General features: G+C 66.2%; 22 protein-coding genes. 6 read left to right on the forward strand and 16 right to left on the reverse strand.

What is annotated here, in order from left to right; genetic code table 11:
* Position 1: 1 nt before the first annotated feature.
* The 6 genes from NQ204_RS00395 to NQ204_RS00420 all read right to left on the reverse strand — a co-directional run bounded on the left by NQ204_RS00395 (position 2) and on the right by NQ204_RS00420 (position 11,559).
* On the reverse strand, positions 2-4,867 hold the full coding sequence (locus NQ204_RS00395) for an ESPR-type extended signal peptide-containing protein (protein WP_256642764.1): 4,866 nt from the start codon (positions 4,865-4,867) through the stop codon (positions 2-4).
* A 70-nt stretch (positions 4,868-4,937) separates the two neighbouring features.
* Positions 4,938-5,636, reverse strand: a complete 699-nt coding sequence (locus NQ204_RS00400) for a pilus assembly protein (RefSeq protein ID WP_116864789.1) — start codon at positions 5,634-5,636, stop codon at positions 4,938-4,940.
* A 17-nt stretch (positions 5,637-5,653) separates the two neighbouring features.
* Entirely contained in the window at positions 5,654-6,760 is a 1,107-nt protein-coding gene (locus NQ204_RS00405) for a CblD like pilus biogenesis initiator family protein (RefSeq protein WP_116864790.1), read from the reverse strand.
* A gap of 20 nt (positions 6,761-6,780) precedes the next feature.
* Entirely contained in the window at positions 6,781-9,504 is a 2,724-nt protein-coding gene (locus NQ204_RS00410; RefSeq protein WP_256642766.1) for a TcfC E-set like domain-containing protein, read from the reverse strand.
* Positions 9,505-9,558: 54 nt separating this feature from the next.
* A complete protein-coding gene (locus tag NQ204_RS00415; protein ID WP_256642767.1) occupies positions 9,559-10,056 on the reverse strand; it encodes a CS1 type fimbrial major subunit in 498 nt (165 codons plus the stop codon).
* Between the two features lie 447 nt (positions 10,057-10,503).
* Positions 10,504-11,559, reverse strand: coding sequence for a hypothetical protein (locus tag NQ204_RS00420; protein WP_256642768.1), 1,056 nt, complete (start codon positions 11,557-11,559; stop codon positions 10,504-10,506).
* Positions 11,560-12,046: 487 nt separating this feature from the next.
* On the opposite strand from NQ204_RS00420, the gene NQ204_RS00425 reads away from it, so the two are divergent.
* Together NQ204_RS00425 and NQ204_RS19635 are read left to right on the forward strand one after the other, a co-directional pair.
* A complete protein-coding gene (locus tag NQ204_RS00425; protein WP_488192327.1) occupies positions 12,047-12,259 on the forward strand; it encodes a hypothetical protein in 213 nt (70 codons plus the stop codon).
* On the forward strand, positions 12,231-12,353 hold the full coding sequence (locus NQ204_RS19635; RefSeq protein ID WP_488192328.1) for a hypothetical protein: 123 nt from the start codon (positions 12,231-12,233) through the stop codon (positions 12,351-12,353). The genes NQ204_RS00425 and NQ204_RS19635 overlap by 29 nt, the downstream gene beginning before the upstream one ends.
* A gap of 133 nt (positions 12,354-12,486) precedes the next feature.
* Here NQ204_RS19635 and NQ204_RS00430 read toward each other — a convergent pair whose 3' ends face one another.
* The 10 genes from NQ204_RS00430 to NQ204_RS00475 all read right to left on the reverse strand — a co-directional run bounded on the left by NQ204_RS00430 (position 12,487) and on the right by NQ204_RS00475 (position 23,511).
* Positions 12,487-12,852, reverse strand: coding sequence for a NirD/YgiW/YdeI family stress tolerance protein (locus NQ204_RS00430; RefSeq protein ID WP_256642769.1), 366 nt, complete (start codon positions 12,850-12,852; stop codon positions 12,487-12,489).
* Positions 12,853-13,167: 315 nt separating this feature from the next.
* Positions 13,168-14,445, reverse strand: a complete 1,278-nt coding sequence (locus NQ204_RS00435) for a citrate synthase (protein ID WP_116865264.1) — start codon at positions 14,443-14,445, stop codon at positions 13,168-13,170.
* 296 nt (positions 14,446-14,741) lie between these two features.
* The gene (locus NQ204_RS00440; protein ID WP_079223041.1) at positions 14,742-14,984 is read right to left on the reverse strand and encodes a type B 50S ribosomal protein L31; all 243 of its coding nucleotides are present in this window, start codon (positions 14,982-14,984) and stop codon (positions 14,742-14,744) included.
* Positions 14,985-15,072: 88 nt separating this feature from the next.
* Positions 15,073-16,011, reverse strand: a complete 939-nt coding sequence (locus NQ204_RS00445) for a nucleoside hydrolase (protein WP_116865263.1) — start codon at positions 16,009-16,011, stop codon at positions 15,073-15,075.
* Positions 16,012-16,433: 422 nt separating this feature from the next.
* Complete coding sequence (gene recG / locus NQ204_RS00450; protein ID WP_116865262.1) at positions 16,434-18,545, reverse strand: ATP-dependent DNA helicase RecG; 2,112 nt, start codon at positions 18,543-18,545, stop codon at positions 16,434-16,436.
* A gap of 7 nt (positions 18,546-18,552) precedes the next feature.
* A complete protein-coding gene (locus NQ204_RS00455) occupies positions 18,553-18,939 on the reverse strand; it encodes a RidA family protein (protein WP_025874214.1) in 387 nt (128 codons plus the stop codon).
* 106 nt (positions 18,940-19,045) lie between these two features.
* On the reverse strand, positions 19,046-21,208 hold the full coding sequence (locus tag NQ204_RS00460) for a RelA/SpoT family protein (RefSeq protein ID WP_116865035.1): 2,163 nt from the start codon (positions 21,206-21,208) through the stop codon (positions 19,046-19,048).
* Between the two features lie 105 nt (positions 21,209-21,313).
* A complete protein-coding gene (rpoZ, locus tag NQ204_RS00465) occupies positions 21,314-21,610 on the reverse strand; it encodes a DNA-directed RNA polymerase subunit omega (RefSeq protein ID WP_079223054.1) in 297 nt (98 codons plus the stop codon).
* Positions 21,611-21,720: 110 nt separating this feature from the next.
* Positions 21,721-22,386, reverse strand: coding sequence for a guanylate kinase (gene gmk / locus NQ204_RS00470; protein ID WP_108769867.1), 666 nt, complete (start codon positions 22,384-22,386; stop codon positions 21,721-21,723).
* Positions 22,387-22,650: 264 nt separating this feature from the next.
* Positions 22,651-23,511: a YicC/YloC family endoribonuclease gene (locus NQ204_RS00475; protein WP_256642770.1), complete on the reverse strand. Its 861-nt coding sequence runs from the start codon at positions 23,509-23,511 to the stop codon at positions 22,651-22,653.
* 124 nt (positions 23,512-23,635) lie between these two features.
* Between NQ204_RS00475 and rph the strand changes: the two genes are divergently transcribed.
* Genes rph through hemW form a run of 4 tightly spaced genes read left to right on the forward strand, consistent with a single transcriptional unit; the run spans position 23,636 to position 26,630 of the window.
* Positions 23,636-24,361 (forward strand): ribonuclease PH, encoded by a 726-nt coding sequence (gene rph / locus NQ204_RS00480; RefSeq protein ID WP_005410889.1) that lies wholly within the window; start codon positions 23,636-23,638, stop codon positions 24,359-24,361.
* Positions 24,358-24,744, forward strand: coding sequence for a VOC family protein (locus tag NQ204_RS00485; protein ID WP_108769872.1), 387 nt, complete (start codon positions 24,358-24,360; stop codon positions 24,742-24,744). Before rph ends, NQ204_RS00485 begins: the two co-directional genes overlap by 4 nt.
* A complete protein-coding gene (rdgB, locus tag NQ204_RS00490; protein WP_108769873.1) occupies positions 24,744-25,340 on the forward strand; it encodes an RdgB/HAM1 family non-canonical purine NTP pyrophosphatase in 597 nt (198 codons plus the stop codon). Before NQ204_RS00485 ends, rdgB begins: the two co-directional genes overlap by 1 nt.
* 57 nt (positions 25,341-25,397) lie before the next feature.
* A complete protein-coding gene (hemW, locus tag NQ204_RS00495) occupies positions 25,398-26,630 on the forward strand; it encodes a radical SAM family heme chaperone HemW (RefSeq protein ID WP_256642856.1) in 1,233 nt (410 codons plus the stop codon).
* The last annotated feature ends 111 nt before the right edge of the window (positions 26,631-26,741 follow it).

A 26,741-nucleotide genomic window follows, 5' to 3' on the forward strand; every position in this document is an offset into this window, starting at 1 on the left:
CTTACCAGCCGATGCCCACGCCCACGCCAACGCTCTGCTCACCGCTGTTGGTGAACGCCCCGTTGAGGCTGAACGTGGCCGAGCCCTTCTCGTTGAGTACGCGCTGGTAGCCCACCGCCATGGCCGACTCGCCCTCGGCATAGCCCACGCCCGCGCCGAGGCGGTTGTAGGTGGCCAGGCCGGCCGTGTTCATGGCCATGGCCGTCTGCGCACTGCTCATCGCCGCCATGCGGTTGAAGCGCTTGTCCATCTTGTCCAGGCGCTGCTCCACGCCCTTGATGGCACCATCGGTGTACTCATTGGCGCGCGCGAGCATCTTCTCGAGCTCGGCGGTGTCCACCTGCGGGGTCGGTGCGGGCGCGTCATCCTTCTTGGACTTGGGCTGCGGCGTGGGCGACGACGACGGCGCACTGCCGCTGTCGGCTACGGCCTTGTCACCCTCGTTGGCCACCGGCGGAGTGGCCGCGGCCGATTCGCTGCTGGTCGGGGTGGGCGTTGGCGTGCCCGCATTGGCCGATGCAGTCGCCATCGCACGGGCCTGCGGCTTACCGTCAACACGCTGCTCCAGCCCGTCCATGCGGCCATTGAGCTGCTGCTGCACCGCATGCAGCTGGCCACCGTTGACGGCCTCGCGGCTGCCGGCGGCAATCAGGCCGTTGGCCACGTTGGAGATGACCATGCCGTTGGCGCCTGCCAGGGTGAGCTGAGCGGCACCATCGCTGCGGGTGGAGGGGCTTTCCTGGAAGACCGAACGCAGGTGGGTTTCCACGCGGTCTACGCGGGAGTCGGTGGTGACTAGGGCCGCGTCTAGGGTGGTGAGGGCGTCGTTTACTGTGGTGTGGTGCTGCCCTTGGAGGTTGAAGCCGGGTGTGATGACATTGCCGTTGGCGTCGATGTTGCCGCCGAAAGCGGACAGTGCGCCGCGCAGCTGGCCGATGGTGGCTGCGTCGTTGCTGCCAGTGCCGCGGGAAATACCCGTCAATCTACGTCGCACGTTGTCATTTCCAAACGACACTGTGTCAGGCTCGGATGCTACCGATCCATAGCCGATGGCAACACCATTTCGCGCTTCAGCCAACACTCGGCTTTCCGCACCCAGCGCCATTCCTCTAACAGCGTTGACAGACGTCCCAACACCCAGCGCAAATCCCGCCTCGGCGTTCTCAGCAACAAACGCTGCTCGACCGATCGAGATTGAATTCTTGCCTTGGGCCGCTGCCCATGCACCCACAGCGACGCCGCCTTCTGAGCGCAACGACGCCTTTGCGTTCTTGCCAATAGCCACCCCGGCTGGGCCTGCTTGAGCTGGATACTGCCAATCCTCAGGCATCCAGCCAAATGCGAAGTTGCTGCCCATCTCTTCAATGGAGTTCAGTCGCAGGTTCGTGCTGTAAAGCTGGCTCCCACGCACCACATCCGAACTATCAGCAGAGAGGCGCGCATCGGCAACACCAGTTAGACGCGCGCCGCCGAAATCGATGGGGTTTCCATCTCCGGTCTTAGTCAGCAGATTCTTTTGCTCCGAACTCCAATCGCGCTGTATCGCGTCTAGGTCGCGTCGATTACGCTCGATCTTCTGCTCCGTGGCATACAGCTGATCACCGGTCACCGCATCACGGCTACCTGCGGCAATACGACCATCAGCCAGGTTCGACAAAACCATGCCCTGCGCGCCAGCCAAGTTCAGCTGAGCGATCCCATCCACCAGAGGTGATGGTGACTGCTGGAACATGGCACGCAACTGGCTTTCGACGCTCTCAGCGCGGCCGCTGGTTCTGATCACTGCCACATCTAGTGCCGCCAAAGCGTCGCCGACATTGTCCTGAGTTCCGCCTTGAACGTTGTAGGTGGGGCCGATGATCGTTCCGCCTGCATCCAAGTGCACGCGCCCCCCTAGGCCCTGCAGAGTCTCTTTGAGCTGAGCAATAGTTGACGCATCCTCATCTCCGAGACCTCGAGCTACATTTACTAATCGGCGGCGATACAGATTCGTGCCGAATGAAACAGTGTCTGCATCCTTTGCTATTGAGCCGGCCCCGACAGCAACGGCCCTGTCTGCACCGATTTCAGCGCGACTATTCGCGCCAACTACTGTCGTCTCGATGCCCGCTGCACGCGAACCGGTGCCAAGTGCAAAAGAACTCTCGGCTCCCTTCTCTACAAGCGCGCCTCTTCCAAGAGCGACAGAGTTCTTGCCGTTCGCGATGGCAAAAGCACCTATCGCCGTCCCGCCTTCATTATCAATACCAGCCTGAGCGGAATCACCAATGGCCACGCTGAACGCCCCCGATCTGGCTGCATCACTCAGTCCGTCCGTTCCGATACTCAGGAAACGCCCGGCGCTCTCAAGCGTTTTGACACGTTCGTTGGTTGCAAACAACTGCCCACCATTAACAGCTTCAGTGCTGCCTGCCGAGCTGATATCACCCGCCGAAACGCCCGATACACGCGCACCGTCCATATCCACAAGACGACGATCAGCACTGAACTTCACCACGCCATCCAGATCCGGATCGAAGTTGTCCACGTCCGAGCGCAGCTGGTCGATATCAGTCCGGTTGGTCGACACGCGCTGGTCCTGCGCTGCCAGGGACTGGGTGTGCGTCGCCAGTTGCTGGCCGTGCAGCACCAGCGACTGGCCTTGGGTGGAGACGGCCTGATTGGTGGCATGAAGCTGCTGCCCGGTCACCACATCGGTGCTGGTGCTGCTCACCACGCCGTTGGCAACGTTGTTCACCCGGCGCTTGGCGCCATCCTTGTTGGCCACATCCACCACCGTGCCCGTGTTCTCGGCCCCCAAACGCACATTGCCCGTGGCAGAGGCTTGGCTTACCAGATCGCCAAGCGCGTTGGCCTTGCCCAGCGCAGTGTCGGCGGTGGTCTTCGCGCCCGCTGCCGCCGTTTGTGCAGCCGTGGCGGTGTTCTGCGCCGTGGTCACCTTGGTGTTGGTGGCGGTGAGCTGCCTACCGGTGACGGCATCGGTGCTGGTGCTGCTCAGAGTGCCATCACTCAAGCCGGTGACCTTACGGCCGGCATCGCTCTTGTTGCGCACATCCAGCACGGTCCCGGTGTTGTCACCACCGAGGCGCACATTGCCCGTGGCCGAGGCCTGGCTGACCAGGCCGCCCAGCGCAGTGGCCTTGCCCAGCGCGGTGTCGGCACTGGTCTTGGCGCTGTTGGCCGAACTCTGGGCCGCATCCGCCGCCGTCTGCGCCTTGGTCACGTTGGCATTGGTGGCGAACAACTGCTGGCCGGTCACCGCATCGGTGCTGGTGGCACTCAGCGCGCCGTTGCGAATTCCATTGAGGTAGCGGGTGGCATTGCTTTTGTTGGCAAAGCTGACCGTAGTACCGGTGTTGTCACCGCCCACCCGCACGGTGCCACTGGCCGAGGCCTGACTCAGTAGCCCGCCCAGCGCCGTCGCCTTGCCCAGCGCGCTGTCGGCGGTGGTCCTGGCACCGGTCGCCGCTGTCTGTGCAGCGGTGGCGGTGTTCTGCGCCGTGGTGACATTGGCGTTGGTGGCCGTGAGCTGCTTGCCGGTGACTGCCTCGGTGCTGGTGGTGTTCAACGTTGCATCGGCCAGGCCGCTGATGCGGCGGTTGGCATTGGCCTTGTTGCGCACATCCAGCACGGTGCCGGTGTTCTCGCCCCCCAGGCGTACATTGCCAGAAGCCGAGGCCTGGCTGACCAGGCCAGCCAGGCCATTGGCCTTGGACAGCGCGCTGTCGGCGGTGGTCTTGATGCTGTTGGCCGCGCTCTGGGCCGCATCGGCCGCGCTCTGCGCCTTGGTCACGTTGGCGTTGGTGGCAAACAGCTGCTGGCCCGTCACCGCATCGGTACTGGTGGTGCTCAGCGCGCCGTTGCGAATGCCGTTGAGGTAGCGGGTGGCGTTGTTCTTGTTGGCAAAGCTGACCGTGGTACCGGTGTTGTCACCGCCCACGCGCACGGTGCCACTGGCCGATGCCTGGGTCACCACCCGTGAATTGGCCAGTGCCTGGTCGGCCGTGGTCTTGGCTGTTGTCGCGGTGGCTTTGGCGGCATTGATGTCATTCTTTGCCACCTGCAACTGGCGGCCATTCACCGCATCCGTACTGCTGCTGCTGATGGTGCCGTCGGCAACATTGACGATCCGCCGTTTCGTAGAACCGTTGCCTACCGATACGGTGTCGGCCTCGGTGGCCTGCGACCCGCGCCCGAGTGCGACGGAGTTGGCCGCGCTTGAATGCGCCTTGTACCCCAGGGCAATGCTGTCGTGGGACGCAGACGCTTCGCCACCGAGTGCAACGGCCCCCGTCCAGCCCTGCGTGCCCGCACGCGAGTCGGCACCGATGGCGATACCGGAAACGCCCGCCCCGGTAATGACCGTCGCCTTGCTGCCCAGCGCGACCGCGTTGCCGCCATAGGCGTTCGCATCATTGCCAATCGCCGTTGCACCGATTCCCGTGGCGTTGGCAAAAGCACCTACGGCGGTGGCATATCCGCCCGCTACACCGGCGCCATAGCCGAAGGCAGAGTTGCGATCACCATAGGAGATGATGTTGTTACCAAACGCAGTCGCATAGTCGCCTTCGAACGTGATGGCATTGCCGGTCAACAGCACGAAACGCCCATTCCCACTGATCCACTGATAGTCATGCACCCATGCCCAGGTCGGCACGCATCCTTGGCTGGCGGTGTAGCACGAGAAAAGATTGCGCTCCGCATGGGCGGTGCCGGCCGCACCGAACAACATGACCAGCGCCGCTGCCGTACTGCGACGAAGGGAGCGTGTGGAAGCCCCTGGCTTACGCTTTGTGGACGCGAGCTCACTGGTGACCACCCAGCACTGCCGGGCAGTGGACCAAAGACGGCGGTAAATCCTGTTCATGAAAACTCCTTAACAAGGGAAACGAAGAAGTGTCATCGCGGAGGCACTGCGCCACGACGGCCTGTGGGGGTCAGGGCGCCAGCGTCTGTACGTGCTCGCGGTAGCCATCGCGGGTCAGTCGGTAGCGCAGCTGCAGCGTGTGGCCGGGCGTGGTGGCGAAGGGCAGTTCCAGCGCGCTGCCTGGATACAGGCTGCGCGAGACGTCATGCGCGGTGCAGCGCGGCCCATCGCAGTCGGCGATGCTGGTGATGCCGACGCGCACGGTGCCGGTATTGCGCAGGCGGTTCCCGTCCACCTGCAGCCGCATCGTGGCCTCGGCCGGCAGCACGTTGACCAGGGCGCCCCACACGAGGCTGACGCCGACGTTGGCCTGGGCACGGTCGCCCTCGGCGCCACGTTCCGCGCTATCGGGGCCGCGGACGCCCTCGAAGTACACGCGATAGGCGGTTTCCTTTTCGACCGGCTGCAGCGGAATCACCCTGATCAGGCGATTGCCACCACCGGCCAGTGCGAACTTGCCTGGCGTTACCGCAATGGCGGCATCGCCCGGCTCCACCTCCACTTCCCGCTCGTTTTCCCCGGCGGGATCGACGATGCGCTTGATCGATACCTGCACGTACTGGGGCTGGGTGGATTGAGAGTAGATGCGGATCTGCGCGCCCTTCTTCGCGTCCACCGAGGTGCGCATGGGGTGCACGGTGAGATTGGCGTGGGCCTGCGCCGCCAACAGCAAGGTCAGCGGAAATAGATAGCGAACGAAGCACTTCATCGGGGACTCCATGTAAGTCAGGGCGTGGCCGTGGGAACGCGCAGTTCCACCTTGAGATCGCCGCTGTAGTGGCCAGGGCGCTTGGTGCTGACCGACACGCGGGGGGTATCCAGCGTGATCGGCGTGGGCACGCAGAACACCGGTTGCGTCATGCCTGGCAACATCACCAGGCGCAGCTTTGCGGTATCGATGCCGTGCAGCAGCTGCTCCACGCCATTACGCAGGGGGATGGCGGTGCCGCTGTGGTCCAGGGTGACCGTGTAGTCCACGCGCTGGGTGGCATCACTGCCACCATCGGTGTGCCAGACCGAGTAACCGGACGGTCCCGGCAGTCTTGCGCCACTGTCGTGCACGGTGATGCCCAGGTACTGGCTCTGTGACCCCAGCCCGTCGTACAGGCACATGTCCACCTTGGTGCTGCCGCTGACGGTCTGTGCGATCGGGTCGTACTGCAGGTTCAGGCCGACATGCGGTGTGACCTGGTCGAAGAGCGGGAAGTAGATGGAGACCGCGTTGTGGTCGGTGATGGTGAAGTCGAACGTGACCGTGTTGGTCAGCATTGCCGCTTGTGCGGGATCTACTCTGACATCGAGTTTGAGCTCGCCGCGCCACCGCCCAGCAACTAAGTTCCGGAGTTCTGATTGTGGAAGCACAAGCGCTACACCGGTACCCAGTGGCGTATCAATGCTGCACTGGTCCCAAGCCGCCGAATTAAGCGGATATACGTGTGGGGTCCAAAAATCTCCAGAACATGCACGGCCCGAGACGATCCGCCTCAGCCACCCCTTCAATCTCACATCCGTGGGAAGGCCGGATCGCTGCTCGACCATACGAAGCACGATCTCCGACGGTCTGAACGACAAATTCTCATCGCCGGACGTACTGCAACTACCCTGTGAAGGGTCGACGCTGGATCGGCAGGTAAGGTGAATTTGACCAAGCTTGCGAGTTACATCACGACTGAAGCCCAGAACAGTTCTATCTGGCCAAATCTCCAGATCACCGGGCATGGATGATCGATCCCATTCGAGGGTGACCTTCTGAACTATTGGGGTGGGGTCTGTCTCCGGCGGCTGCTGCGCCATCGCCTGCGGCGCAAGCACGGCCAGAACGCACACAACCATCCCCCAGCGACCGCAGCGCTTCACTTCCCACCTCCCGCGGCCGCGGTCTGCGGCGTCGCCGCAATCAACGCCTGCTCCTGCAGCAGTCGCGTCACCCGTGCCTGATGGCGGATGTCAGCCGGCAACTGCGCCACGGCCAGCGGTTCGCACCGCACCGCGCCTACCAGCATCACGACGCTGCGGCGCTCGCGCACCTGCAGGGGGCAGTGCAACAGGCGGTCGCCCTGCAGCAGGTACAGGGTCTTTTCGCGTCGCGGGAAGTCGGCCACGAAGCCTCCATTGCTGCCGGTGCCCGGCACCGGTGCGTTGAGAATCCGGGCCCCGCGTAGCGGTGCACCGGCGATATCACGCGCGTTGCCGATGAAGGTGTAGGTCACCTCGATCGGCACCGGCATGCGTACCAGGCGGCCTGGCGAGAGGAACAGCGGGCGCGCACCGCCTACACTGGTCACGCGCACCGCCGCAATGCTGTCCAGAGCGCTGGCGTCCTGCACCTCGGCGCGGTGCGGCTGGTAGGCAGAAATCGGCAGCAGGCGGCGTTCGCCCAGCCGCAGGCGCTGCCGGCGCAGGCCGCCTACCTGCAGTTCAGCGGCCACCCCGGTCAGGTCCAGGTCGTCGGTGCCATCGACCTGCACCGCCAGCCCGGCATCAGCACCGATGCCCGCGCCCCAATACAGCCCCCGCGTGCCGAATGCGAGGCCCGAGTTGTGCGTGGCGCTATACGCCATTTCCCCGCCGCTGCGGTCCTGGTAGCGCGACAGCGTGACGCCGGTCTGGCCACTGCGGTTCTGCAGTTGGCCGCTCACCGTCGCGCTGTAGCGTTCGTTGTTGTTGCCACGCAGTTCGGCCGCAACCTCGCGGTACTGGTCCTCGTACTCCTGGCGCAGGGTCTGCCCAGCGCTGTAGTTGATCTCCGGCCGCGCGTGCTGGGGCTGGCGCACGTCCACACCGTAGCGCCGCTGCGAGGTGCCGCGGTCGCCGCGCTGCAGACGGTTGAGGCTGACGTTGAAATAGATGCCGCGGTCGCGCCCATCGCGCAGGCCGCCACCGCTGGTCTGCTGCCACACGCCGATGCGGCTGGAAAGACTGAACTCGCCCCAGCGCTGGCTGCGGCTGTAGCTGGCCTGCCAGGTGCGGCTGAGCTGGGGCACGCGTGTGGGCAGTGGAATCCACGGCGGCAACAGCGGGTCGAGCCCGGCCAGCGGATCATCCCCCAGCCCCGGCTGCACGGTGCCTGCGCGCCAGGTCTGGCGGCGCGTATAGGCCACGTAGGCATTGCCGCCGGCCACCGGCAGCGCCATCGAGGCGCTGAGCGAGTCGGCGCAGCCAAGCCGGTCGCGCGCATCGTCCTCGAACTGGCAGGCGCGGCCGCGCATGCGCTGGTGGTACACATTCCACGAGGCGCGGCGGCGGTAGGACAGCTGGTGCTGCTGGCCGCGGCTGCCATCGCTGCCGTGCATGCCGCTGAAGGTGGCGCGCACGTCCTGGGTGGCAAATACGTGGCGCAGATCCACCCGCAATTCGCCATAGCTGAAACCACCCAGGTCGGCGAGGCCAGCGGTTACCGCCACGTTGCGCGACACCGGCACGCGCACGCCACCCATCGCCGCCCGCTCGTCATCGAAGCGGTCGCTGCGGCGCTCGTTGCGGCGCCCGCCCTGCAGGAACCACTGCACACTGCTGTCAGTCCAGTCGCCGCCCTTGTCGAACGGCGCGTCCTCGCTGCGCACCAGCACGCCGTCTTCATAGATGCGCAGGGTGATGGTGTAGTTGCCCAGCGGAAACCGGCGCGTGTCGAGCTGGTTGACGCCGGCCTGCAGGTAGAAGGTCTGCAGCAGGCGTTCGCCATCAAAGGCATCCACCCGCGCATCGCGCGCCAGCAGCACGGTGAGCGGCGTGGCCTGCACGGCGGCAGCGGAATCCACGTAAGCCTGCGTGGTGCCCAGGCGCAGGCCCTGGAAGCGATCCATCGGCAGCATGCTGAAGCTGAAGGTGCCGCCCTGCGGGCTGCTCAGGTTGCGGCGGTCCATGCGCCCGGCCTGCAGGTAGTGCTGCTGCCCCAGGTCATGGCGGTAGTAGGCGTTGTCCAGCTGGAAATCACGGTTGGCACGGCCACCGCGATAATGCTGCTGGCTGAAGGTCCAGTCGGCGGCCAGGTGCCCGCGCTGTAGTACGCCCAGGGCCCCCATGCCCTGCGCGGCCAGCGACTGGTAGCCACGGCCACCGCTGACATTGAGGGTGTGCTGGTGCAGGAAGGCATTCTCGGCATTGGCGTCGACCTGGTGGTAACGCTCGACGGCCGGCTCGCCGGCGATCCATTGGCGGGCGATGAACAGGCGCACCGCGCCCTCGCCCTCGTCATACAGCGCGCGCACGGCGGTAGGCTCCTCGGGGGGATCGATGTAACCGCAACCGGCGCTGGCGCCACCGTAGCGGCAGGCCAGGTGGCTGTTGCGCGGCAACGGCTGTGACAACGCAGGCAGCAGCGCCGCCTGCGCTTCGGCTGACAGTTGCAGCGCCTGCAGCGCTTCAGCCGGGGCTTCCAGCTGCACGTGTTCCAGGGTCACGCGCACCGGCACCAGCCCGGTGGAGCGACCGAACAGGCGTACCTCGAGTTGTTCGGTCTGGCCTTCGACCAGATCCTCGAAGCCGACGGGAACGCCGCGCGCCGCGACCAGGGGCGTGGCCAACGACAGGGCGAGCGCGACCGCCAGCCGGGTGACGGCGGGTGCGGGAGATTTCATGGGGGTGTTGCCGGAAGCGGCCGGCCCGGCGAGCGGGCCGGCGCGGCAGCAGACTTAGGGCTTCTGCACCAAGGCGATGGTGACGATGCCTTCGTAGGTACCGCCCTTGGTGATCGGCGCCTGGTTGGTCTGCGCGATGCGCAGCGGCATCGGGATCGATGCGCCCTCCAGTGCGCCGTCGAACAGGTCGGACGCGGCGAAGTCCTGCGCGGCCACGGTCAGCGCCTTGCCGTTGAGGCTGACGGTCAGCGGCACCGGGGCGCCACTGCCATCGGTGTTGAGCAGCTGCGGTGCGCTGCCGACGCGCACTTCGATGTCCTTGTCGTCATCGTTGGAGTAGATGCGCACCTGCTGCGACCACGGCACCAGGCCGCTGACCGGGTTGTGCACCATGTTGACGACCGAATCCAGTGCGGTGCCATCGGCCTTGAGCAGGGCCAGGGTTGGATCGACAGTGGCCCATACTTTGATGTCTGCATCGAGTGCATGGGCGGACAGGGATGCGGTGACCAGCGCTGCAGCCAGCGCGGCCTTCTTCAGAATCGTGTGCATGACGTCTCTCTCGGACATGGAGGTGGGGCTTCCAGCGGAAGCGTCGCCGCCATAGGAAAGTGGCGACGGGGATAATGCTAGAAACCCTACCCGCCCGAGACTATTCAACGATTCCTATTTTTCGAATGTTCGATCTGGATTGTTGAACCGAGTCAAGAATTCGAACAAATGCAAGCTCTTGCAATGCGAGATGCAACTTTCCTCATTGCAGACTTCGGACAACAGTAGAGCCACGCCATGCGTGGATGCTCTGGACACACGCGCATCCCATGCCAACCCAGATTGGCATCCACCAGCGCCACAAACACATCAGGCCGCCTTTCGGCGGCCTGACATGTGGACATCAGCAGCGTGGATCCGTCAGAAGAAAATCGCGTACAGAATCAACAACGGAATCGGCACGCCCAGCAGCCAGAGCAGAATCATTTTCATGTCAGGTCTCCTTGTTCAGAGGTCACGGCGGCGGCCGCCCCAGGTGGCGCTGAGGCTGGCAAAGAACGCGCCGATCAGCAGAGTGATGAACAGCCACAACGCGGCATAAGCCGTGGCCTTACGGGCATCGTCAGCCGCCTGCTTGGCGGTGTTCTTCGCCTTTTCCAGCGCTGCACGCATACGGGTCTGCACATCGTCCACACGGGCCTGCGCTTCGGTCGGGCTCATGCCGGTTTCGCGCGCGATCAGCTGCGACAGGTACTGGGTGTCGGCGGTATCAAGCCCGTCGCCCTGCAGGCTGTTGACGATGATGCGGTTCACCTCGGCACGCACTTCGCGCCGGTCATCCATCGGGCCATGGCCCGGCATCGGGCGCGGCGGCGGCCCCATGCGCGCATCACGCGGGCCGGCGCTGGCGGCAGCCGGCGGCGGCGGTACGGCGGGGTCCATCGGCGCCGGCGGTGCGGCGGCGGTGGCCGGGGCGCTGGCGCTGCGGAACAGCGAATCCACCCAGTAGTTGAGGTCGCCTTCCGGGCCGCCGGCCGCAGCGGCTCCAGCCCCAGCGGCAGCCACACCCGCAGTGGAAGCAGCAGCGCCTGCTGTGGCTCCGGCCACCTTGGCACCCGCGCCCAGCACGCCACCAATGGCCGAGGTCAGCAGGCCGGCCGTCAGCAGCGTAGCCACCGCCCACGCCACGAAGCCGTGCGCGGTATCGCGGAAATAGGTCTCATCGCCGTGGATCTGCGTCCACTTGGTGCGCAGGCGGCCCGCCAGGTAGCCGCCCAGGCCGGAGGCAGCCAGAGCGGTGAAGGTGAGCCACGCGATGCTGGACCAGCCGAAGGTTTCCTTGCTGACGCCTTCAAACGACCACGGCGACACCGAGGAAAGCCCCAGGCCCACACCGAGGATCAGCAGGATGAGCGAGAGCGCCGCGGCAGCGGCGGCACCGGCAAAGATCGCGCCCCACGACACAGCACTTTCGCTGGCGGGCGCGACGATGGGCGCAGTGACCACCGTGGCGACATCGCCGCCAAGGGGGCCGCGCGCGGGCGGATCGAATCGGGTACTCATGGGACGGACGCTCCGTGTAGGCAGTGCTGCGGGTGCAGCGGGCGTCCTGAGGCTGCGCGCACGCTTGTGAACGCGGCGAGACCCTTGAATCACACGATCTTGGCGCGCGCAGCCCCGGATTGTCGGAATCAGCCTGCTTTGGCGGCGACGGCGCTGCCCCTGCAAGAACTCGTATTTTTTCGAGTTTCCCACTTTTCTCATTGGGCTGCAGGCGATTGCTTCCCATCATGGGCACGCCACCGACAATGGATGGCACGGGCTTGCAATCCCGTGGGTTGGTTTGCTGTTTACGCTTGTCTGTCGGCGTCGTGCATTCCTGTGCGCGGCGTCGGCAGGCAATCCGTCCGCTCCTTTGTGGCGGGCGGTGCGTGGGGGCCTCGTGCCCACCGGCAAGTCTGAACCAGCCCCCGGTATTGCAACCACGCACCGTCCGCCACCCTCGCCTTCTGCGGGGTGGCTCCTCTGCAACACGCATAAAGTCGCCGCCATGAGCGAATCGAAATACCCCTATCTCTACGCCACCTTGAGTGAGGCCGCCGCGCGCCTGCCTGATGATCTGGCCGGCCCCCTGGAAGACACTCTGCTTGCCACCCAGATTCCAGGCACACGCAGAGCCGACAGCATCACCCTGCTGAACTGCCTGCAGCGCATCCGCCAGCTGGAAGCCGCCGATGGCCAGCCTTGGCGTGAATGGGGATGACAGCGTGCAGGTCAGTGACAGCGCGCGCGAGGGGCTGTTGTTTGCGTGCCGGGCGCTGGCCGAATATGGGCATGTGCAGCTGCAGGCGGCGTAAGCCGCTTCATGGCGGAGCGTGCCAACCAAGGTTGGCAGCTGCCAGAGCATTACGTCTGGGGTCAGATCCCTTTGCGGTGCAAAGGGATCCGACTCCCTCCCGCCGGGCATCGCCCGGCGCTACCTGCCACATGTTACGGGCCGGGCACAACGCGCACGTGGTCGACATCGATGTCGGTGGGCTTGAAGCGGTGCGTATCCACTTCGCCGCGCAGCTCAACCACGGTGTCGGCACTGATGGGCGCATGGTGTGGCAGATCGTCGTCATCAATCTCCACCTCGATTTCGCCGGTCGCGTCCTTGAAGCGATAGCGCTCGTGACCCACCTTCGCAATGAGGGTGCCGCGCAGTACCACCGGCTGGTCATCACGCTGGCTGCGTGCTTCGGTCACCGTGGTGACTGCAGCGTGGGCACCGGGGCCGGTGTACTGGGCATGGGCAGGAACGGAGAGCGCGGTGAACGGCGCAACGGCCAGGATGATGGGGAGAAGTCGCTTCATGGCAGGGTCCTCAGTGAATGACGCAATCAGCGTGCTCTCTGCGCAACCGGACGCCCATGCAATTTGTACGAAAGCATGTGAAGCGGCCGCCCTTTCATTCAGGTGCCTGCCCGTGCATACAGCAACGGGTAAACCACAGCTGCGGTAGCGCCGGGCCATGCCCGGCGGCATCTTCGGCGGCCGCTGGCTCGCCGGGCTTGGCCCGGCGCCACCACCAGCAGATCCACGCCATGCGTGGATGATTCTTTCACCGCACGCGCACACAAAAAACGCCCCGCAATGCGGGGCGTTTTCATCACAACCTACCGCAGGCGATCAGCCCTGGTAGTCGCGCACGTCTGCGCCGGTGTAGACCTGGCGCGGACGGCCGATCTTCATTTCCGGGTCGACCTGCTGTTCCAACCAATGCGACACCCAGCCGGAGGTACGGCCCAGGGCGAACATGACGGTGAACATTTCGGTCGGGATCTGCAGCGCCTTGTAGATGATGCCGCTGTAGAAATCGACGTTCGGGTACAGCTTGCGGGCGACGAAGTACTCGTCCTGCAGCGCGGCCTGTTCCAGCTTCACGGCCACGTCCAGCAGCGGATCCTGCACGCCCAGCTGTTCCAGCACCTTGCTGGTCATCACGCCGATGACCTTGGCGCGCGGGTCGAAGTTCTTGTACACGCGGTGGCCGAAGCCCATCAGGCGGAAGCCGGAGGTCTTGTCCTTGGCCTTGACCACGGCGGATTCGACGTTGTCGGCAGTGCCGATCTCTTCCAGCATCTTCAGCACGGCTTCGTTGGCACCGCCGTGGGCCGGACCCCACAGCGCGGTGACGCCAGCGGCGACCGACGCGTACGGGTTGGCACCGGTCGAACCGACCAGGCGCACGGTCGAGGTCGAGGCGTTCTGCTCGTGGTCGGCGTGCAGGATGAACAGCAGGTCCAGTGCCTTGACCACGTCCGGGTTCAAATCGTACTGGCCATCCGCCGACTCGAAGGTCTGCTTCAGGAAGCGGCTGACGTAATCCAGCGAGGTGTCCGGCTTGTTGGCCGGCAGGCCCTTGCCGTGGCGGTAGATCAGGGCCGACAGGGTCGGCACCTTGGCGATCAGGCGCACGGCAGCCTGGCGGCGCTGTTCGGCGTCGGACAGGTCCAACGAGTCGTGGTAGATGGCCGACAGCTGCGCGATGGCGGCGGTCAGGATGGCCATCGGGTGGGCATCCTTGGCGAAGCTGCCGATCAGGGTGTTGATCGACTCATCGACATTGGCTTCGGCAGCCAGCTCATCGGTGAAGGCCTTCAGCTGCTCGGCGCTCGGGCGCTCGCCGTTGATCAGCAGGTAGGCCACTTCGACGTAGCTCGACTTCTCCGACAGCTGTTCGATGGGGTAGCCGCGGTACAGCAGCACGCCCTTGTCGCCGTCGATGTAGGTGATGGCAGACTTGCAGCTGGCCGTCGCGGTAAAGCCGGAATCGTAGGTGAAGAACCCCGTTTCCTTGGTCAGCTTCGCAATGTCGACGCAGTCGTTGCCAAGGGTGGGTTTGATGACGGGCAGAACGACCGACGTGTCGCCGGCGTTGAGCGTGACCTGATCAAGATCGGACACTGTGTGCGCTCCTTCATGGGAAGGCGCCTGCCCAAGCGCGTTGGTCAGGCACGTGAATGACGTCCTCGGCCTGTGCCGGGGATCTGCCCATTATCGCACAGCAGCATTTGTCGGGTGCTAGACGGAAGTCGTAGACGACGGGCAGGGGCAAGCCTGCCGGCAAGCGGCCTTGATGGGCAAAGACGCCATCCCCTGAACGGTCTGTTCCGCCATTCCAAACGCCTGTTGGGTGGGCGCCGGACAAAAACAAACGGCCGCGCAAAGCGCGGCCGTCGGTTCGAAGCTGGATCGACGGATCAGCGCGCGTAGCGCTTCTGGAACTTGTCGATACGGCCCGAGGTGTCGATCACCTTGTGCTTGCCCGTGTAGAACGGGTGCGAAGCAGAGGAAATTTCGACCTTGACCAGCGGGTATTCGTTACCGTCGGTCCAGGTGGTGGTTTCCTTGGTCGCCATGGTGGAGCGGGTCAGGATCTTGAAATCGGAAGTGACGTCTTCGAAGACGACGTCGCGGTAGTTCGGATGGATATCGGCCTTCATGGGCTCACACCGTAAGTGGGCTGGTGGTCAAGAGCGGCATTATAAACACCGGTTGCCGAGCGGGGCAACCGGTGTCTGCACATCGGGATCAATTGGCGCCCAGCGCCTGGCGGACCAGGGCCTCGAAACGGGCCTGGTCGTAGGCCATCAGCAGGTCGCAGTTGTCCGGCTGGCCGGTCTGGCGGTTCCAGTCGACGATGGTGGCGCCGCGGCTGAACGTACCGTTCAGTTCCACGTTAAGCGGACGCGATTCCACCTGCAGCTGGCCTTCCGGGTTCAGCGCCCAGGCCATGGCCACCGCATCGGCGGTGTACCAGCGGCCACCCTTGGCGTCTTCGGACAGCGCGCGGGTCTTGCGCGAGATCAGCTCGTAGAAGCGAGCGCGGTCGGAATCGGCCTTCAGCCACTGCTCCGCCTGCTCCAGCGGCAGGCCGTGGGCGACAGTGGCCTCCCAGTCGGACACCAGCAGATGCTTGAACGAGGTGAACACCACATGCGCCGCTTCGGGGTCGAAGGCGATGTTGAATTCGGCGGCCGGAGTGATGTTGCCGTGGCAGGTGACGGCACCGCCCATCACCACGATGCGCTTGATGCGCTGGGGCAGGGTCGGGTCCAGCTTCAGCGCCAGCGCCAGGTTGGTCAGCGGGCCGAGCATCACCAGCATCAGCTCGCCGGCGTACTGGTGCGACAGGCGCAGGATGGCCAGCGCGGCGTGTTCGGCCTCGGCGTGGCGGCTGGGCGGCGGCAGGTCCACGTCGCCGTATCCGTCGCGGCCGTGCACGTGGGCAGCATCCATCGAAGGGTGCAGCAGCGGATCGGGGCTGCCAGCGAACACCGGCACGTCGGTGCGGCCGACGACGTCGCAGAGCTTGAGGGCGTTGCGGACGGTGTATTCGAGGCCGACGTTGCCGGCAGCGATGGTCAGGGCGACCACGTCGTGCCGTTCATCGGCGAAGGCCATCAGCAGGGCCAGGGCGTCGTCCACACCGGGGTCGGTGTCGATCAACAGCGGGATCTTGTGGGTCATCGTTGCCGTCTTCAGATCGGCAACGAAGTGTGGACCGGGTTGATGACCGTTGCAAGTACGGGGGGTTGGGGTTCGGCAGGGCTGCGCCCTGCACCCGCTGGGGCAGGAGCAACGGCAACAGCAACGTCAAAAGCTGGTTGGCTGGGGGATGGCGGGGTGGGTCCGGTTGCGGGGGACGCTGCAAGTGCGTCCATGTAAGCTCGGTCGCCGCACCCATGCGGCTCACGCCCCCGCAACCGGAGCCACTCCGCCTTCGACAGTTTCCCGGTGACCAGTAGATCCACGCCATGCGTGGATGAACAAAATGATCGAGAAGGCTGTCTGTAGAGTCGAGCCATGCTCGACTCACGCGCGCAGCGCGAAGTAGCGCCGCGCCATGCGTGGATGAGCGTCGCGGGAATGGGGTCTGACCCCTTCGCCGCTTACGCCGAGGCGTAACGGACGGCGGAGCCGATCCAGCGGTTGACCACGCGGTCGGCCAGCGCGGGTTGCTGGGCCAGCAGGCGTTCGGCCAGGTCGTGCACGCCGGGCAGCAGGCCGGCATCGCGGGCCAGGTCGGCAATGCGGAAGCCGGCCAGGCCGGTCTGGCGGGTACCCAGCAGTTCACCGGGACCGCGCAGTTCCAGATCCTTCTCGGCGATGACGAAGCCATCGTTGGTTTCGCGCATGGTCTGCAGGCGCTCGCGCGCCATCTGCGAAAGCGGCGCCTGGTACAGCAGCACGCAGCGCGACACCGCCGAACCACGCCCCACCCGACCGCGCAGCTGGTGCAGCTGGGCCAGGCCCAGGCGCTCGGCGTTCTCGATCACCATCAGCGAGGCATTGGGTACGTCCACGCCCACTTCGATCACGGTGGTCGCCACCAGCAGATCGATCTCGCCAGCCTTGAACGCAACCATCGTGGCCAGCTTTTCCGCAGCCTTCAGCCGGCCATGTACCAGGCCCACGCGCACGCCGGGCAACAGCGCCTGCAGCGATTCGTACGTGGCCTGGGCAGGCGTGGCATCCAGCTCTTCGCTTTCCTCGATGAGCGTGCAGACCCAGTACACCTGGCGCCCTTCCTGGCAGGCCAACGCGATGCGTTCGATCAGTTCGGGGCGGCGATCGTTGTTCAGCGCCACGGTCTGCACCGGCGTTCGACCGGGCGGCAGTTCGTCGATGGCCGATACATCCAGGTCGGCGTACTCGGACATCGCCAGCGTGCGCGGAATGGGCGTGGCGGTCATCACCAGCTGGTGCGGCACGCTGTGTGCGCCTGCCCCCTTGTCACGCAGGGCCAGCCGCTGGTGCACGCCGAAGCGGTGCTGCTCATCGACGATGGCCAGGGCCAGGTCGTGGAACACCACCGCTTCCTGCATCAGCGCATGGGTGCCGACCACGACCTGGGCTTCGCCATTGGCGACCTGCTCGATCACCTTGGTGCGCGCCTTGCCGGTGACCTTGCCGGCCAGCCAGCAGACGCGCACGCCCAGCGGTTCCAGCCAACCGCGAAGATTGTTGAGGTGCTGTTCGGCCAGCAGCTCGGTGGGTGCGGCCAAGGCGACCTGCTTGCCCTGCTCCACCGCCAGCATGGCGGCCAGCGCGGCCACCACGGTCTTGCCGGAACCGACGTCGCCCTGCACCAGCCGCAGCATCGGGCTGGGGCGTGCGAGGTCTTCGCGGATCTGCTTGAACACGCGCGCCTGCGCGCCGGTCAGCGCGAACGGCAGCTGCTTCAGCAGGGCCTTGGCCAGCTTGCCCGGGCCGGCCAGCGGCGGCGCATGGTGCGCCTGCTGGGCAATGCGCTGGCGGCGCAGGCTGAGGTGGTGGGCCAGCAGTTCTTCCATCGCCAGGCGCCGCTGCGCCGGATGGGTGCCGGCGGCCAGCGCGGCCAGATCGGCATCCGGTGGCGGCTGGTGCACGGTCAGCAGCGCGCTGCGCAGCGAAGGCAGGCCCAGGCCGTCGAGCCAGCCCGTGGGCAGCAGTTCCAGCGTGCTTTCCTCGGGCAGGCGGTCCAGGGCCTGGCTGATCAGCTTGCGCATGGTCATAGGGCCGACGCCTTCCACGGTGGGATACACCGGGTCGAGACGGTCGCCAAGTTCGGGATCGTCGTTGCGGCCCAGCACCTGGTAGCTGGGGTGGACGATTTCCAGGCCGAGGTGGCCGGGCTTGGGCGTGCCGAAGCAGCGCAGCCGGTTGCCCACCGCGAACTGGCCGACCTGCTGCTGGCGGAAGTGGAAGAAGCGCAGCACCAGGGTGCCCCGCCCTTCGTCTTCCACCGCCACCTTCAGCATGGGCCGGTAGCGCATGCCGCGTTCGACCGCGGTGACCCGCACTTCCACCTGCGCGGGCATGCCCGGGCGCAGGTCTTCGATGCGGGTCAGCCGGGTGCGGTCTTCATAGCGCAGCGGCAGGTGCAGCCACAGATCCTGCAGGGTGGCCAGGCCACGCGCCTGCAGTTTGGCGGCCACGGCCGGGCCCACGCCCGCCAGCATCGCCAGGGATGCTTCGCCGGACGGTGACAGTGCCGGGGTGACCGCCGCCTTGCGTGCCACGGGTGGGTCAGTCGATGACCATCACCGCGTCGACCTCGAAGTTGGCGCCCTTCGGCAGGCCGGAGACTTCGATGGTGGAACGGGCCGGGAACGGGGCCTGGAAGTAGTCCTGCATGACCGCGTTGACCTTGGCGAATTCGGCCAGGTCGGTCAGGTACAGGCCCAGGCGCACGACCTTGTCCAGCGAACCACCGGCGGCTTCGGCCACGGCCTTGAGGTTGTCGAAGGCGCGGCGGGCCTGCGCTTCCACGTCACCCACGCCGACGATGTCGCCGGTGGCCGGGTCCAGCGGAATCTGGCCGGAGAAATACACGGTGTTGCCGGCGCGCACGGCCTGCGAGTACGGGCCGATGGCGGCAGGAGCCTTTTCGGTGTTGATGATCTGGCGGGACATGGTCGCTCCGGTGCGTTGGGGGAAAACAGAGCGGTGATTGTACCGGGTGGGGGTGCACCCACGCATGGCCCGGCGCTACCGGGAATCATCCACGCATGGCGTGGAGCTACTGGCGGCGTACCGACTGCACCACCGACAGGCGGCGCAGGCGACGCATGACTTCGGCCAGGTGATTGCGGTCGCGCACCTGGATGTTGAACGCCAGCACGGCGGCGTTGAAGTCGCGGTCCAGGTAATCCACGCGCTCGATGTTGGAGTGGCTCTGCGCGATGGCCGCAGCCAGCTGTGCCAGCACGCCGGTGCCGTTCTCCACTTCCACCACCAGCGAAGTGTTGTAATCGCCCGACACAGTGGTGTCCCAGCCGATCGGCACCCAGCGCTCGGGCGACTTGCGCAGCTCGGCCAGGTTCGGGCAATCCACCCGGTGCACCACGATGCCCTTGCCGGCGGTGTGGTAGCCCATGATCTCGTCGCCGGGGATCGGCTGGCAGCAGCCGGCGAAGGTGACCACGCCGCGTTCGCTGCCGTTGATGAGGATCTTTTCCTGCGAATACTGGCGGGAGTTCGGACCGCCACGCAGTTCGGCATAGGCCATCAGCGCCTGCGCGGCCTGCGTCGGCATCCAGTTGCCCAGCGCCACTTCGGCCAGCAGGGCTTCCAGGCGCGGGAAACGGTGTTCGGCCAGGAACGCATCCAGGCGCCCCTTGGGCAGGCGTTCCAGCGAGGAATCCATCGCTTCCAGCGCGCGGTCCAGCATGCGGTGGCCCAGCTGCACGGCGTCTTCGTGCTCCAGCTGCTTGAGCTGGTGGCGGATGGCGGTGCGCGCCTTGCTGGTGACCACGAATTCCAGCCACTGCGGCTTGGGCGTGGCCGAACGCGCGGTGATGATTTCCACCGACTGACCCGAAACCAGCTTGGTGCGCAGCGGCACCAGCTTCTTGTCCACGCGCGAGGCCACGGCCATGTTGCCGACGTCGGTATGCACCGCATAGGCGAAATCGAGCGCGGTCGAGTTGCGCGGCAGGGCCAGGATCTTGCCCTTCGGGGTGAACAGGTAGACCTCGTCCGGGAACAGGTCGACCTTCACGTTGTCGAGAAACTCCAGCGAGGAACCGGCGGCGCGCTGCGAATCGATCAGCTCGACGATCCAGGCGTGGGCGCGGCTCTGCGCGCTGTTGGGCGAATCGCCACCGAACTTGTAGGTCCAGTGCGCGGCCACGCCGCGTTCGGCGATCAGGTCCATTTCCTCGGTGCGGATCTGCACTTCGATGGGCGAACCGTAGGGCCCGAACAGCACGGTGTGCAGCGACTGGTAACCGTTGGCCTTGGGAATGGCGATGAAATCGCGGAAGCGGCCATCCAGCGGCTTGAAGGTGGCGTGCACCGCACCCAGCGCGTGGTAGCAGCTGGGTACGCTGCGCACGACCAGGCGGAAGCCGAACACGTCCATCACCTGGTCGAAGGATTTGTTCTCGTCGCGCATCTTGTTGTAGATGCTCCACGGGGTCTTGATGCGGCTGACCAGGCGGTGTTCGATGCCTTCCTTCGCCAGCCGCTGCGACAGCTGTACTTCCACCTGCGCCATCGCCTCGCGGCGTACCACCGGCTGGCTGCGGATGTGTTTTTCGATGATGGCGTGGCGCCACGGGTACAGCGCCTTGAAGCCGAGGTTCTGCAGCTCGCTCTTGACCAGGCTCATGCCCAGGCGCTGGGCGATGGGCGCGTAGATCTCCAGCGTTTCGCGGGCGATGCGGCCGCGCGCTTCGCGGCTCTGCGCGCCCAGCGTGCGCATGTTGTGCAGGCGGTCGGCCAGCTTGATCATGATCACGCGCAGGTCGCGCGACATCGCCAGCAGCATCTTGCGGAAGCTCTCGGCGGCCGCTTCCTGGCGGTCGCGGAACTTCAGCTTGTCCAGCTTGGTCACGCCGTCGACCAGCTCGGCCACGGCTTCGCCGAACTCCGAGGCCAGCTCTTCGCGGGTCAGCGGGGTGTCTTCGATGGTGTCGTGCAGGATCGCGGCGATCAGCGCTTCCACGTCCAAGCCGAGCTCGGCCAGGACCTGGGCCACGGCCACCGGATGGGTGATGTAGGGCTCGCCCGACTTGCGCGTCTGCCCAGCATGCGCCGACGCACCGACTTCCCAGGCACGGCGCAGCAGCGGCAGCTGTTCCGGCGGCAGGTAATGGGCGGCGCGTTCGAGCTGGAGGACGTAATCAGGTACGGCCGCGGCGGTGGGCGCGGCTACCTTGGCAGTGGGGCCTGGGTTCATGCCAGAAGCCTATGCCAGCGCGCCGATTACGGCAAACCCTGAATGCGAAACAGCCCGCACGGGGCGGGCTGTTCAGCGGTCAAGCAACGGCATTGATCGATGCGATCAATCGTCGTTCTTGGACATGTCTTCGTCGGCGACCACTTCCGCGGCGGCCCACTCCAGCGCTTCACGCTCGGCACGCTCGCGCTCGGCCTTCTCGACTTCGTCGATCAGCGCGTTGTCGATCTTGCGGGCGGCGATTTCGCGCAGTGCCAGCACGGTCGGCTTGTCTTCGGTGTCGTTGTCCAGGGTGGCCTGCACGCCGTTGGCGAGCTGACGGGCACGCTTGGAGGCCATCATGACCAGCTCGAAACGGTTGTTAACGACTTCCAGGCAATCTTCTACGGTGATGCGGGCCATACGGGCTCCCGGCGACCGGTCGGCCGCTCAGTCGAATGAGGGAAAGGGGACGGAGTGTACTGGCAGGGGCTGGACAAAATCAAGCCAACCCCCACCCGATTCTTTTGGAATCAGTCAGTTGCACCCGCATCGGGGGTCAGCAGGGCCTGGATCAGGCCGGCGTGGCGGACCTTCTGGGCCTCCCGGCGCAGGCGGCTGGCGGTGAAGATGGCGCACAGCTCGTCCACGGCGGTATCGAATACCTCGTTGACGATGACGTAGTCGAACTCGTTGAAGTGCAGCATTTCATCGCGGGCGGCGCCCAGGCGCTGGGCGATGACCGCCTCGCTGTCCTGGCCGCGCTTGCGCATGCGGTCCTGCAGGGCCTGCTTGGACGGCGGCAGGATGAACACCGTCACCGTGCCCGGCACCAGCTGGCGCACCTGCTGCGCACCCTGCCAGTCGATTTCCAGCAGCACGTCCTGGCCGGCGGCCAGCTGCGGTTCCACCGACTGGCGGGCAGTGCCCTTCCAGTCACCATGCACCCAGGCATGCTCGAAGAAATCGCCGTCGGCGATCATTTCCTCAAACGTCTCGGCGCTGACGAAGTGGTAGTGCTCGCCGTTCACCTCACCCGGGCGCATGGCGCGCGAGGTGAATGAAATGGACAGGGCGATCTGCGGGTCACGCGCCAGGGTGGCATTGACGATGCTGCTCTTGCCGGCGCCCGAGGGGGCGGCAACGATGTACAGCGTGCCGCGCGCAACGGCGGCCGACGGGGTGGACGGGGCACTCATGCGCGGAACCCAAGTTGTTGATTTCGCAAAATTTATCCTCGATGTTCCAGAACCGGCGCGGAGGATCGCGCCAGCACGGCGGGAGCTGCGCGGAACATCCTGGAACCAGGCCCGGCAGACGGCTCCCCGGGGTGCGGGCACGCAACTTTAACAGAGCGGGCCGGGCGGCTGGCCCGCCTCCTCCAGCCAGCGACGCCGGCCATCGCGAAGTAGCGACGAGCGTGCGCCATTCAACAAGGGCGCCCGAAGGCGCCCCGCTGCACATCATTCGATGTTCTGCACCTGCTCGCGGATCTGGTCGATCAGCACCTTCAGCTCCACCGCAGCATTGGACGTGCGGCTGTCCACCGACTTCGACCCCAGCGTATTGGCTTCGCGGTTGAATTCCTGCAGCAGGAAATCCAGGCGGCGGCCGACCGGCTCGCGCTGCTTCAGCACGCGGCGGATCTCGACGATGTGGCTGCCCAGGCGGTCCAGCTCCTCGTCCACGTCCAGCTTCTGCAACCACATCACCAGTTCCTGCTCGGCACGGCCGGGATCGACCGGGTGCGGCAGGTCGGCCAGGCGGGCGGCCAGCTTGGCGCGCTGGCCGTCGCGAATGGCAGGAATCAGCGTGCGGACGTCATTGGCGATGCGCTCGATGCCGTCCACGCGCTCGGCAATGGCGGCGGCCAGCTTGTCGCCTTCGCGTTCACGGGCAGCGACGAAGCCGTCCAGCGCCTGGTCCAGCAGCGACAGCGCCTCGGCCTGCAGGGCCGCTGCGTCGGTGGCCTCGCCCTGGGTCACGCCCGGCAGCTGCAGCAGCTCGATGAAGCTGACCTGCAGATTGGGGAAATCGGAGGTCAGGCGGTGCGCGAGCTGGCCCAGCTGGCCCAGCAGCGCTTCGTTCACCTGCAGGCTGGCCGCGCCTTCCGGCGCACGCAGGCGCATGACCAGGTCCAGCTTGCCGCGGCTCAGGCGGGCGGCGATGCGCTCGCGCAGCTGCGGTTCAAGCGCCCGCAGTTCCTCGGGCAGGCGGGTGCCCACTTCCAGGAACCGGTGGTTGACCGAGCGCAGCTCGCAGCCCAGCGTGCCCCACGGGGTGACGCGCTCGCCGCCGGCATAGGCGGTCATGCTTCGAATCATGGAATGTGTCCGGTGCGTGCAAAGGGGGAATGGTACCCTAGCGCCCTCACCTGAGCCCCCCTGCCCGCCCCGTCACGGTCGCGGGCATGGCGGCGTACCCCCATGCCCTTACGGAACCCGCACCATGTCCGATTCCCGCCCCAGCGGCCGCCAGCCCGACCAGCTCCGCCCGGTCGTCATCCAACGCGGCTTCACCCGCCATGCCGAGGGTTCGGTGCTGGTGTGCTTCGGTGAAACCCGCGTGCTGTGCACCGCCAGTGTGGAAAACCGTGTGCCGGGCTTCCTGCGTGGCAAGGGCGAAGGCTGGGTGACCGCCGAATACGGCATGCTGCCGCGCGCCACCCACACCCGCAGCGACCGTGAAGCGGCGCGTGGCAAGCAGGGCGGCCGCACCCTGGAAATCCAGCGCCTGATCGGCCGCAGCCTGCGCGCCTGCGTCGACCGCAACGCGCTGGGCGAACGCACCATCACCCTGGACTGCGACGTACTGCAGGCCGACGGTGGCACCCGCACCGCCGCCATCACCGGCGCCTACGTGGCCCTGGTCGATGCGGTGAACGTGCTGATGAAGCGTGGCGACATCAAGCGCAACCCGATCCTCGGCGCCGTGGCGGCCGTTTCGGTGGGCGTGTATCGCGGCACCCCGGTGCTGGACCTGGACTACGCCGAAGACAGCGACTGCGACACCGACATGAACGTGGTGATGAACGACGGTGGCGGCTTCATCGAGCTGCAGGGCACCGCCGAAGGCCACGCCTTCCGCCGCGATGAACTGGACGCGCTGCTGGGCCTGGCCGAAAAGGGCGTGGGCGAGCTGCTGGCCGCACAGCAGGCGGCGCTGTCGGCATGAACCGCCGCATCGCCCTGACCACCCTGGTGGTGGCCGACTACGACGAAGCCATTGCCTGGTACACCGGCAAGCTCGGCTTCGCCCTGTTGGACGACATCGACCAGGGCAGCAAGCGCTGGGTGGTGGTCGGGCCGACCGATGGCAGCGCTGCCGCCCTGCTGCTGGCCCGCGCCAGCAACGAGGAACAGCGCAGCCGCATCGGCAACCAGACCGGTGGCCGCGTCGGCTTCTTCCTCAACACCGATGACTTCCACCGCGACCACGCGGCGATGGTTGCTGCCGGCGTTGAATTCCTGGAAGCGCCGCGCGAGGAAGCCTATGCCACCGTCGCGGTGTTCCGCGATCTGTACGGCAACACCTGGGACCTGTTGGAGCCCCGCTGATGAAGACGCTCGTGCTTGCCAGCCACAACGCCGGCAAACTGGTGGAAATGCAGGAGATCCTCGCCGACCTGCCGCTGCAGATCACCTCGGCCGCCGAACTGGGCCTGGGTGACGTGGAGGAAACCGGCCTGACCTTCGTCGAGAACGCGCTGCTGAAGGCACGCGCGGCCTGCGAAGCGACCGGCCTGCCGGCACTGGCCGATGATTCGGGCCTGATCGTCGACGCCCTCGGCGGCGCGCCCGGCCTGTACAGCGCGCGCTACGCCGGCCACCCGACCAATGCCGCGGCCAACAACGCCAAGCTGCTGGAGGCGATGGCCGACATTGCCGATGGCCAGCGCACGGCCCGCTTCTATGCGGTCATCGTGCTGCTGCGCCATGCCACCGACCCGCAGCCGCTGATCTGCGAAGGCCGCTGGGAAGGCCAGATCATCCGCGAACTGCGCGGCACGAACGGCTTCGGCTACAACCCGGTGTTCCTCGATACCACCCACGGCCTGACCGCCGCGGAGATGGAGCCGGCGCTGAAGAACGCCATCAGCCACCGCGCTACCGCCCTGCAGCAGCTCAAGCAGCAGCTGGCCCGCTGGCTCTGACGCCCAACTGATTACTCCAGGGAAGCCGGCCAGCGGCCGGCACTACCGATGAAGCCCATGCCGCACGACCACGACCACTGCAACCACCTGCCCGGCGAAGCCTGCTCCGCCGACCACGCACACGACACCGCGCCGCGCCTGGTGCCGCCGCCGCTGTCGCTGTACGTGCATCTGCCGTGGTGCGTGCGCAAATGTCCGTACTGCGATTTCAACTCGCATCAGGCCAAGGGCGAGCTGCCGTTCGAGGCCTACATCGACGCCCTGCTGCGCGACCTCGACCAGGACCTGCCGCTGGTCTGGGGCCGGGTGGTGCACAGCGTGTTCTTCGGTGGCGGTACGCCCAGCCTGTTCCCGCCGGAAGCGATCGACCGCTTCCTGCAGCAGGCCAGCGCGCGCCTGCGCTTTGCCCCCAATGCCGAGATCACCCTGGAAACCAACCCGGGCACCGCCGAGCACGGTCGCTTCGACCGCTACCGCGCGGCCGGCGTGAACCGCCTCAGCTTCGGCATCCAGAGTTTCGACGATGCCGCGCTGAAGCGCCTGGGCCGCATCCACGACAGTGGCGAAGCCGAGCGCGCGGTGAAGATGGCGCAGGACGCGGGCTACGACAATTTCAACATCGACCTGATGTACGCGCTGCCGGAACAGACCCTGGCAGGCGCCGAGGCCGACCTGGAACGCGCTTTCGCGCTGCAGCCGGCACACATCTCGCACTACCAGCTGACCCTGGAACCGAACACCGTGTTCTTCGCACGGCCGCCGCAGGGCATCCCCGACGAGGACAACGCCTGGGACATGCAGGAGCACTGCCAGGCGCTGCTGGCGCAGGCCGGTTTCGGCCAGTACGAAGTGAGTGCCTATGCCCGTCCCGGCCGGCAGAGCGCGCACAACCTGAACTACTGGCGCTTTGGCGATTACCTGGGCATCGGCGCCGGCGCGCACGGCAAGATCAGCTCCGGTGCCGAGGAACACGTGCTGCGGCGCTGGAAGCTCAAGCACCCGCAGGCCTACATGGACAGCGCCGGCAACCCGGCCTCGTTCGGTGGCGACGAAGTGATCGCCGCCGATCGCCTGCCCTTCGAGTACATGCTGAACCTGCTGCGCCTGCACGAAGGTTTCGGCCTGCGCGATTTCGAATCGCGCACCGGCCTGCCGCGCAGCGTGCTGGACGCACCGCTGGCCGAGGCGGTGCAGCGCGGCTGGCTGGAGGTGACCGGCGACCACGTGCAGCCGACCGAACTGGGCCGTCGCTTCACCAACGACGTGGTGAGCCTGTTCCTGGAGGAATAGCGCCGGGCCATGCGCGGCGAGTGCGTTGCACCCGGTGGATGCGGCCGCTGGCCGCCCTTCGCTGCTTTTGAACGGGTGCCCACCGCAGAAATTCCTCAAGTAGCGCCCGCG

Source organism: Stenotrophomonas testudinis, assembly GCF_024499815.1.
In the GTDB taxonomy this organism is placed as follows: domain Bacteria; phylum Pseudomonadota; class Gammaproteobacteria; order Xanthomonadales; family Xanthomonadaceae; genus Stenotrophomonas.

What these genes read in the sequence shown, in the direction of transcription:
- NQ204_RS00415 (WP_256642767.1), bottom strand. Translation starts at nt 10,056, where the DNA reads ATGCACACGATTCTGAAGAAGGCCGCGCTGGCTGCAGCGCTGGTCACC.
- NQ204_RS00410 (WP_256642766.1), bottom strand. Translation starts at nt 9,504, where the DNA reads ATGAAATCTCCCGCACCCGCCGTCACCCGGCTGGCGGTCGCGCTCGCC.
- NQ204_RS00440 (WP_079223041.1), bottom strand. Translation starts at nt 14,984, where the DNA reads ATGAAGGCCGATATCCATCCGAACTACCGCGACGTCGTCTTCGAAGAC.
- NQ204_RS00430 (WP_256642769.1), bottom strand. Translation starts at nt 12,852, where the DNA reads ATGAAGCGACTTCTCCCCATCATCCTGGCCGTTGCGCCGTTCACCGCG.
- NQ204_RS00460 (WP_116865035.1), bottom strand. Translation starts at nt 21,208, where the DNA reads ATGAACCCAGGCCCCACTGCCAAGGTAGCCGCGCCCACCGCCGCGGCC.
- NQ204_RS00405 (WP_116864790.1), bottom strand. Translation starts at nt 6,760, where the DNA reads ATGGTTGTGTGCGTTCTGGCCGTGCTTGCGCCGCAGGCGATGGCGCAG.
- NQ204_RS00400 (WP_116864789.1), bottom strand. Translation starts at nt 5,636, where the DNA reads ATGAAGTGCTTCGTTCGCTATCTATTTCCGCTGACCTTGCTGTTGGCG.
- rph (WP_005410889.1), top strand. Translation starts at nt 23,636, where the DNA reads ATGTCCGATTCCCGCCCCAGCGGCCGCCAGCCCGACCAGCTCCGCCCG.
- NQ204_RS00485 (WP_108769872.1), top strand. Translation starts at nt 24,358, where the DNA reads ATGAACCGCCGCATCGCCCTGACCACCCTGGTGGTGGCCGACTACGAC.
- NQ204_RS00445 (WP_116865263.1), bottom strand. Translation starts at nt 16,011, where the DNA reads ATGACCCACAAGATCCCGCTGTTGATCGACACCGACCCCGGTGTGGAC.
- gmk (WP_108769867.1), bottom strand. Translation starts at nt 22,386, where the DNA reads ATGAGTGCCCCGTCCACCCCGTCGGCCGCCGTTGCGCGCGGCACGCTG.
- rpoZ (WP_079223054.1), bottom strand. Translation starts at nt 21,610, where the DNA reads ATGGCCCGCATCACCGTAGAAGATTGCCTGGAAGTCGTTAACAACCGT.
- NQ204_RS00395 (WP_256642764.1), bottom strand. Translation starts at nt 4,867, where the DNA reads ATGAACAGGATTTACCGCCGTCTTTGGTCCACTGCCCGGCAGTGCTGG.
- NQ204_RS19635 (WP_488192328.1), top strand. Translation starts at nt 12,231, where the DNA reads ATGGCCAGCCTTGGCGTGAATGGGGATGACAGCGTGCAGGTCAGTGAC.
- NQ204_RS00420 (WP_256642768.1), bottom strand. Translation starts at nt 11,559, where the DNA reads ATGAGTACCCGATTCGATCCGCCCGCGCGCGGCCCCCTTGGCGGCGAT.
- NQ204_RS00475 (WP_256642770.1), bottom strand. Translation starts at nt 23,511, where the DNA reads ATGATTCGAAGCATGACCGCCTATGCCGGCGGCGAGCGCGTCACCCCG.
- NQ204_RS00455 (WP_025874214.1), bottom strand. Translation starts at nt 18,939, where the DNA reads ATGTCCCGCCAGATCATCAACACCGAAAAGGCTCCTGCCGCCATCGGC.
- rdgB (WP_108769873.1), top strand. Translation starts at nt 24,744, where the DNA reads ATGAAGACGCTCGTGCTTGCCAGCCACAACGCCGGCAAACTGGTGGAA.
- NQ204_RS00425 (WP_488192327.1), top strand. Translation starts at nt 12,047, where the DNA reads ATGAGCGAATCGAAATACCCCTATCTCTACGCCACCTTGAGTGAGGCC.
- hemW (WP_256642856.1), top strand. Translation starts at nt 25,398, where the DNA reads ATGCCGCACGACCACGACCACTGCAACCACCTGCCCGGCGAAGCCTGC.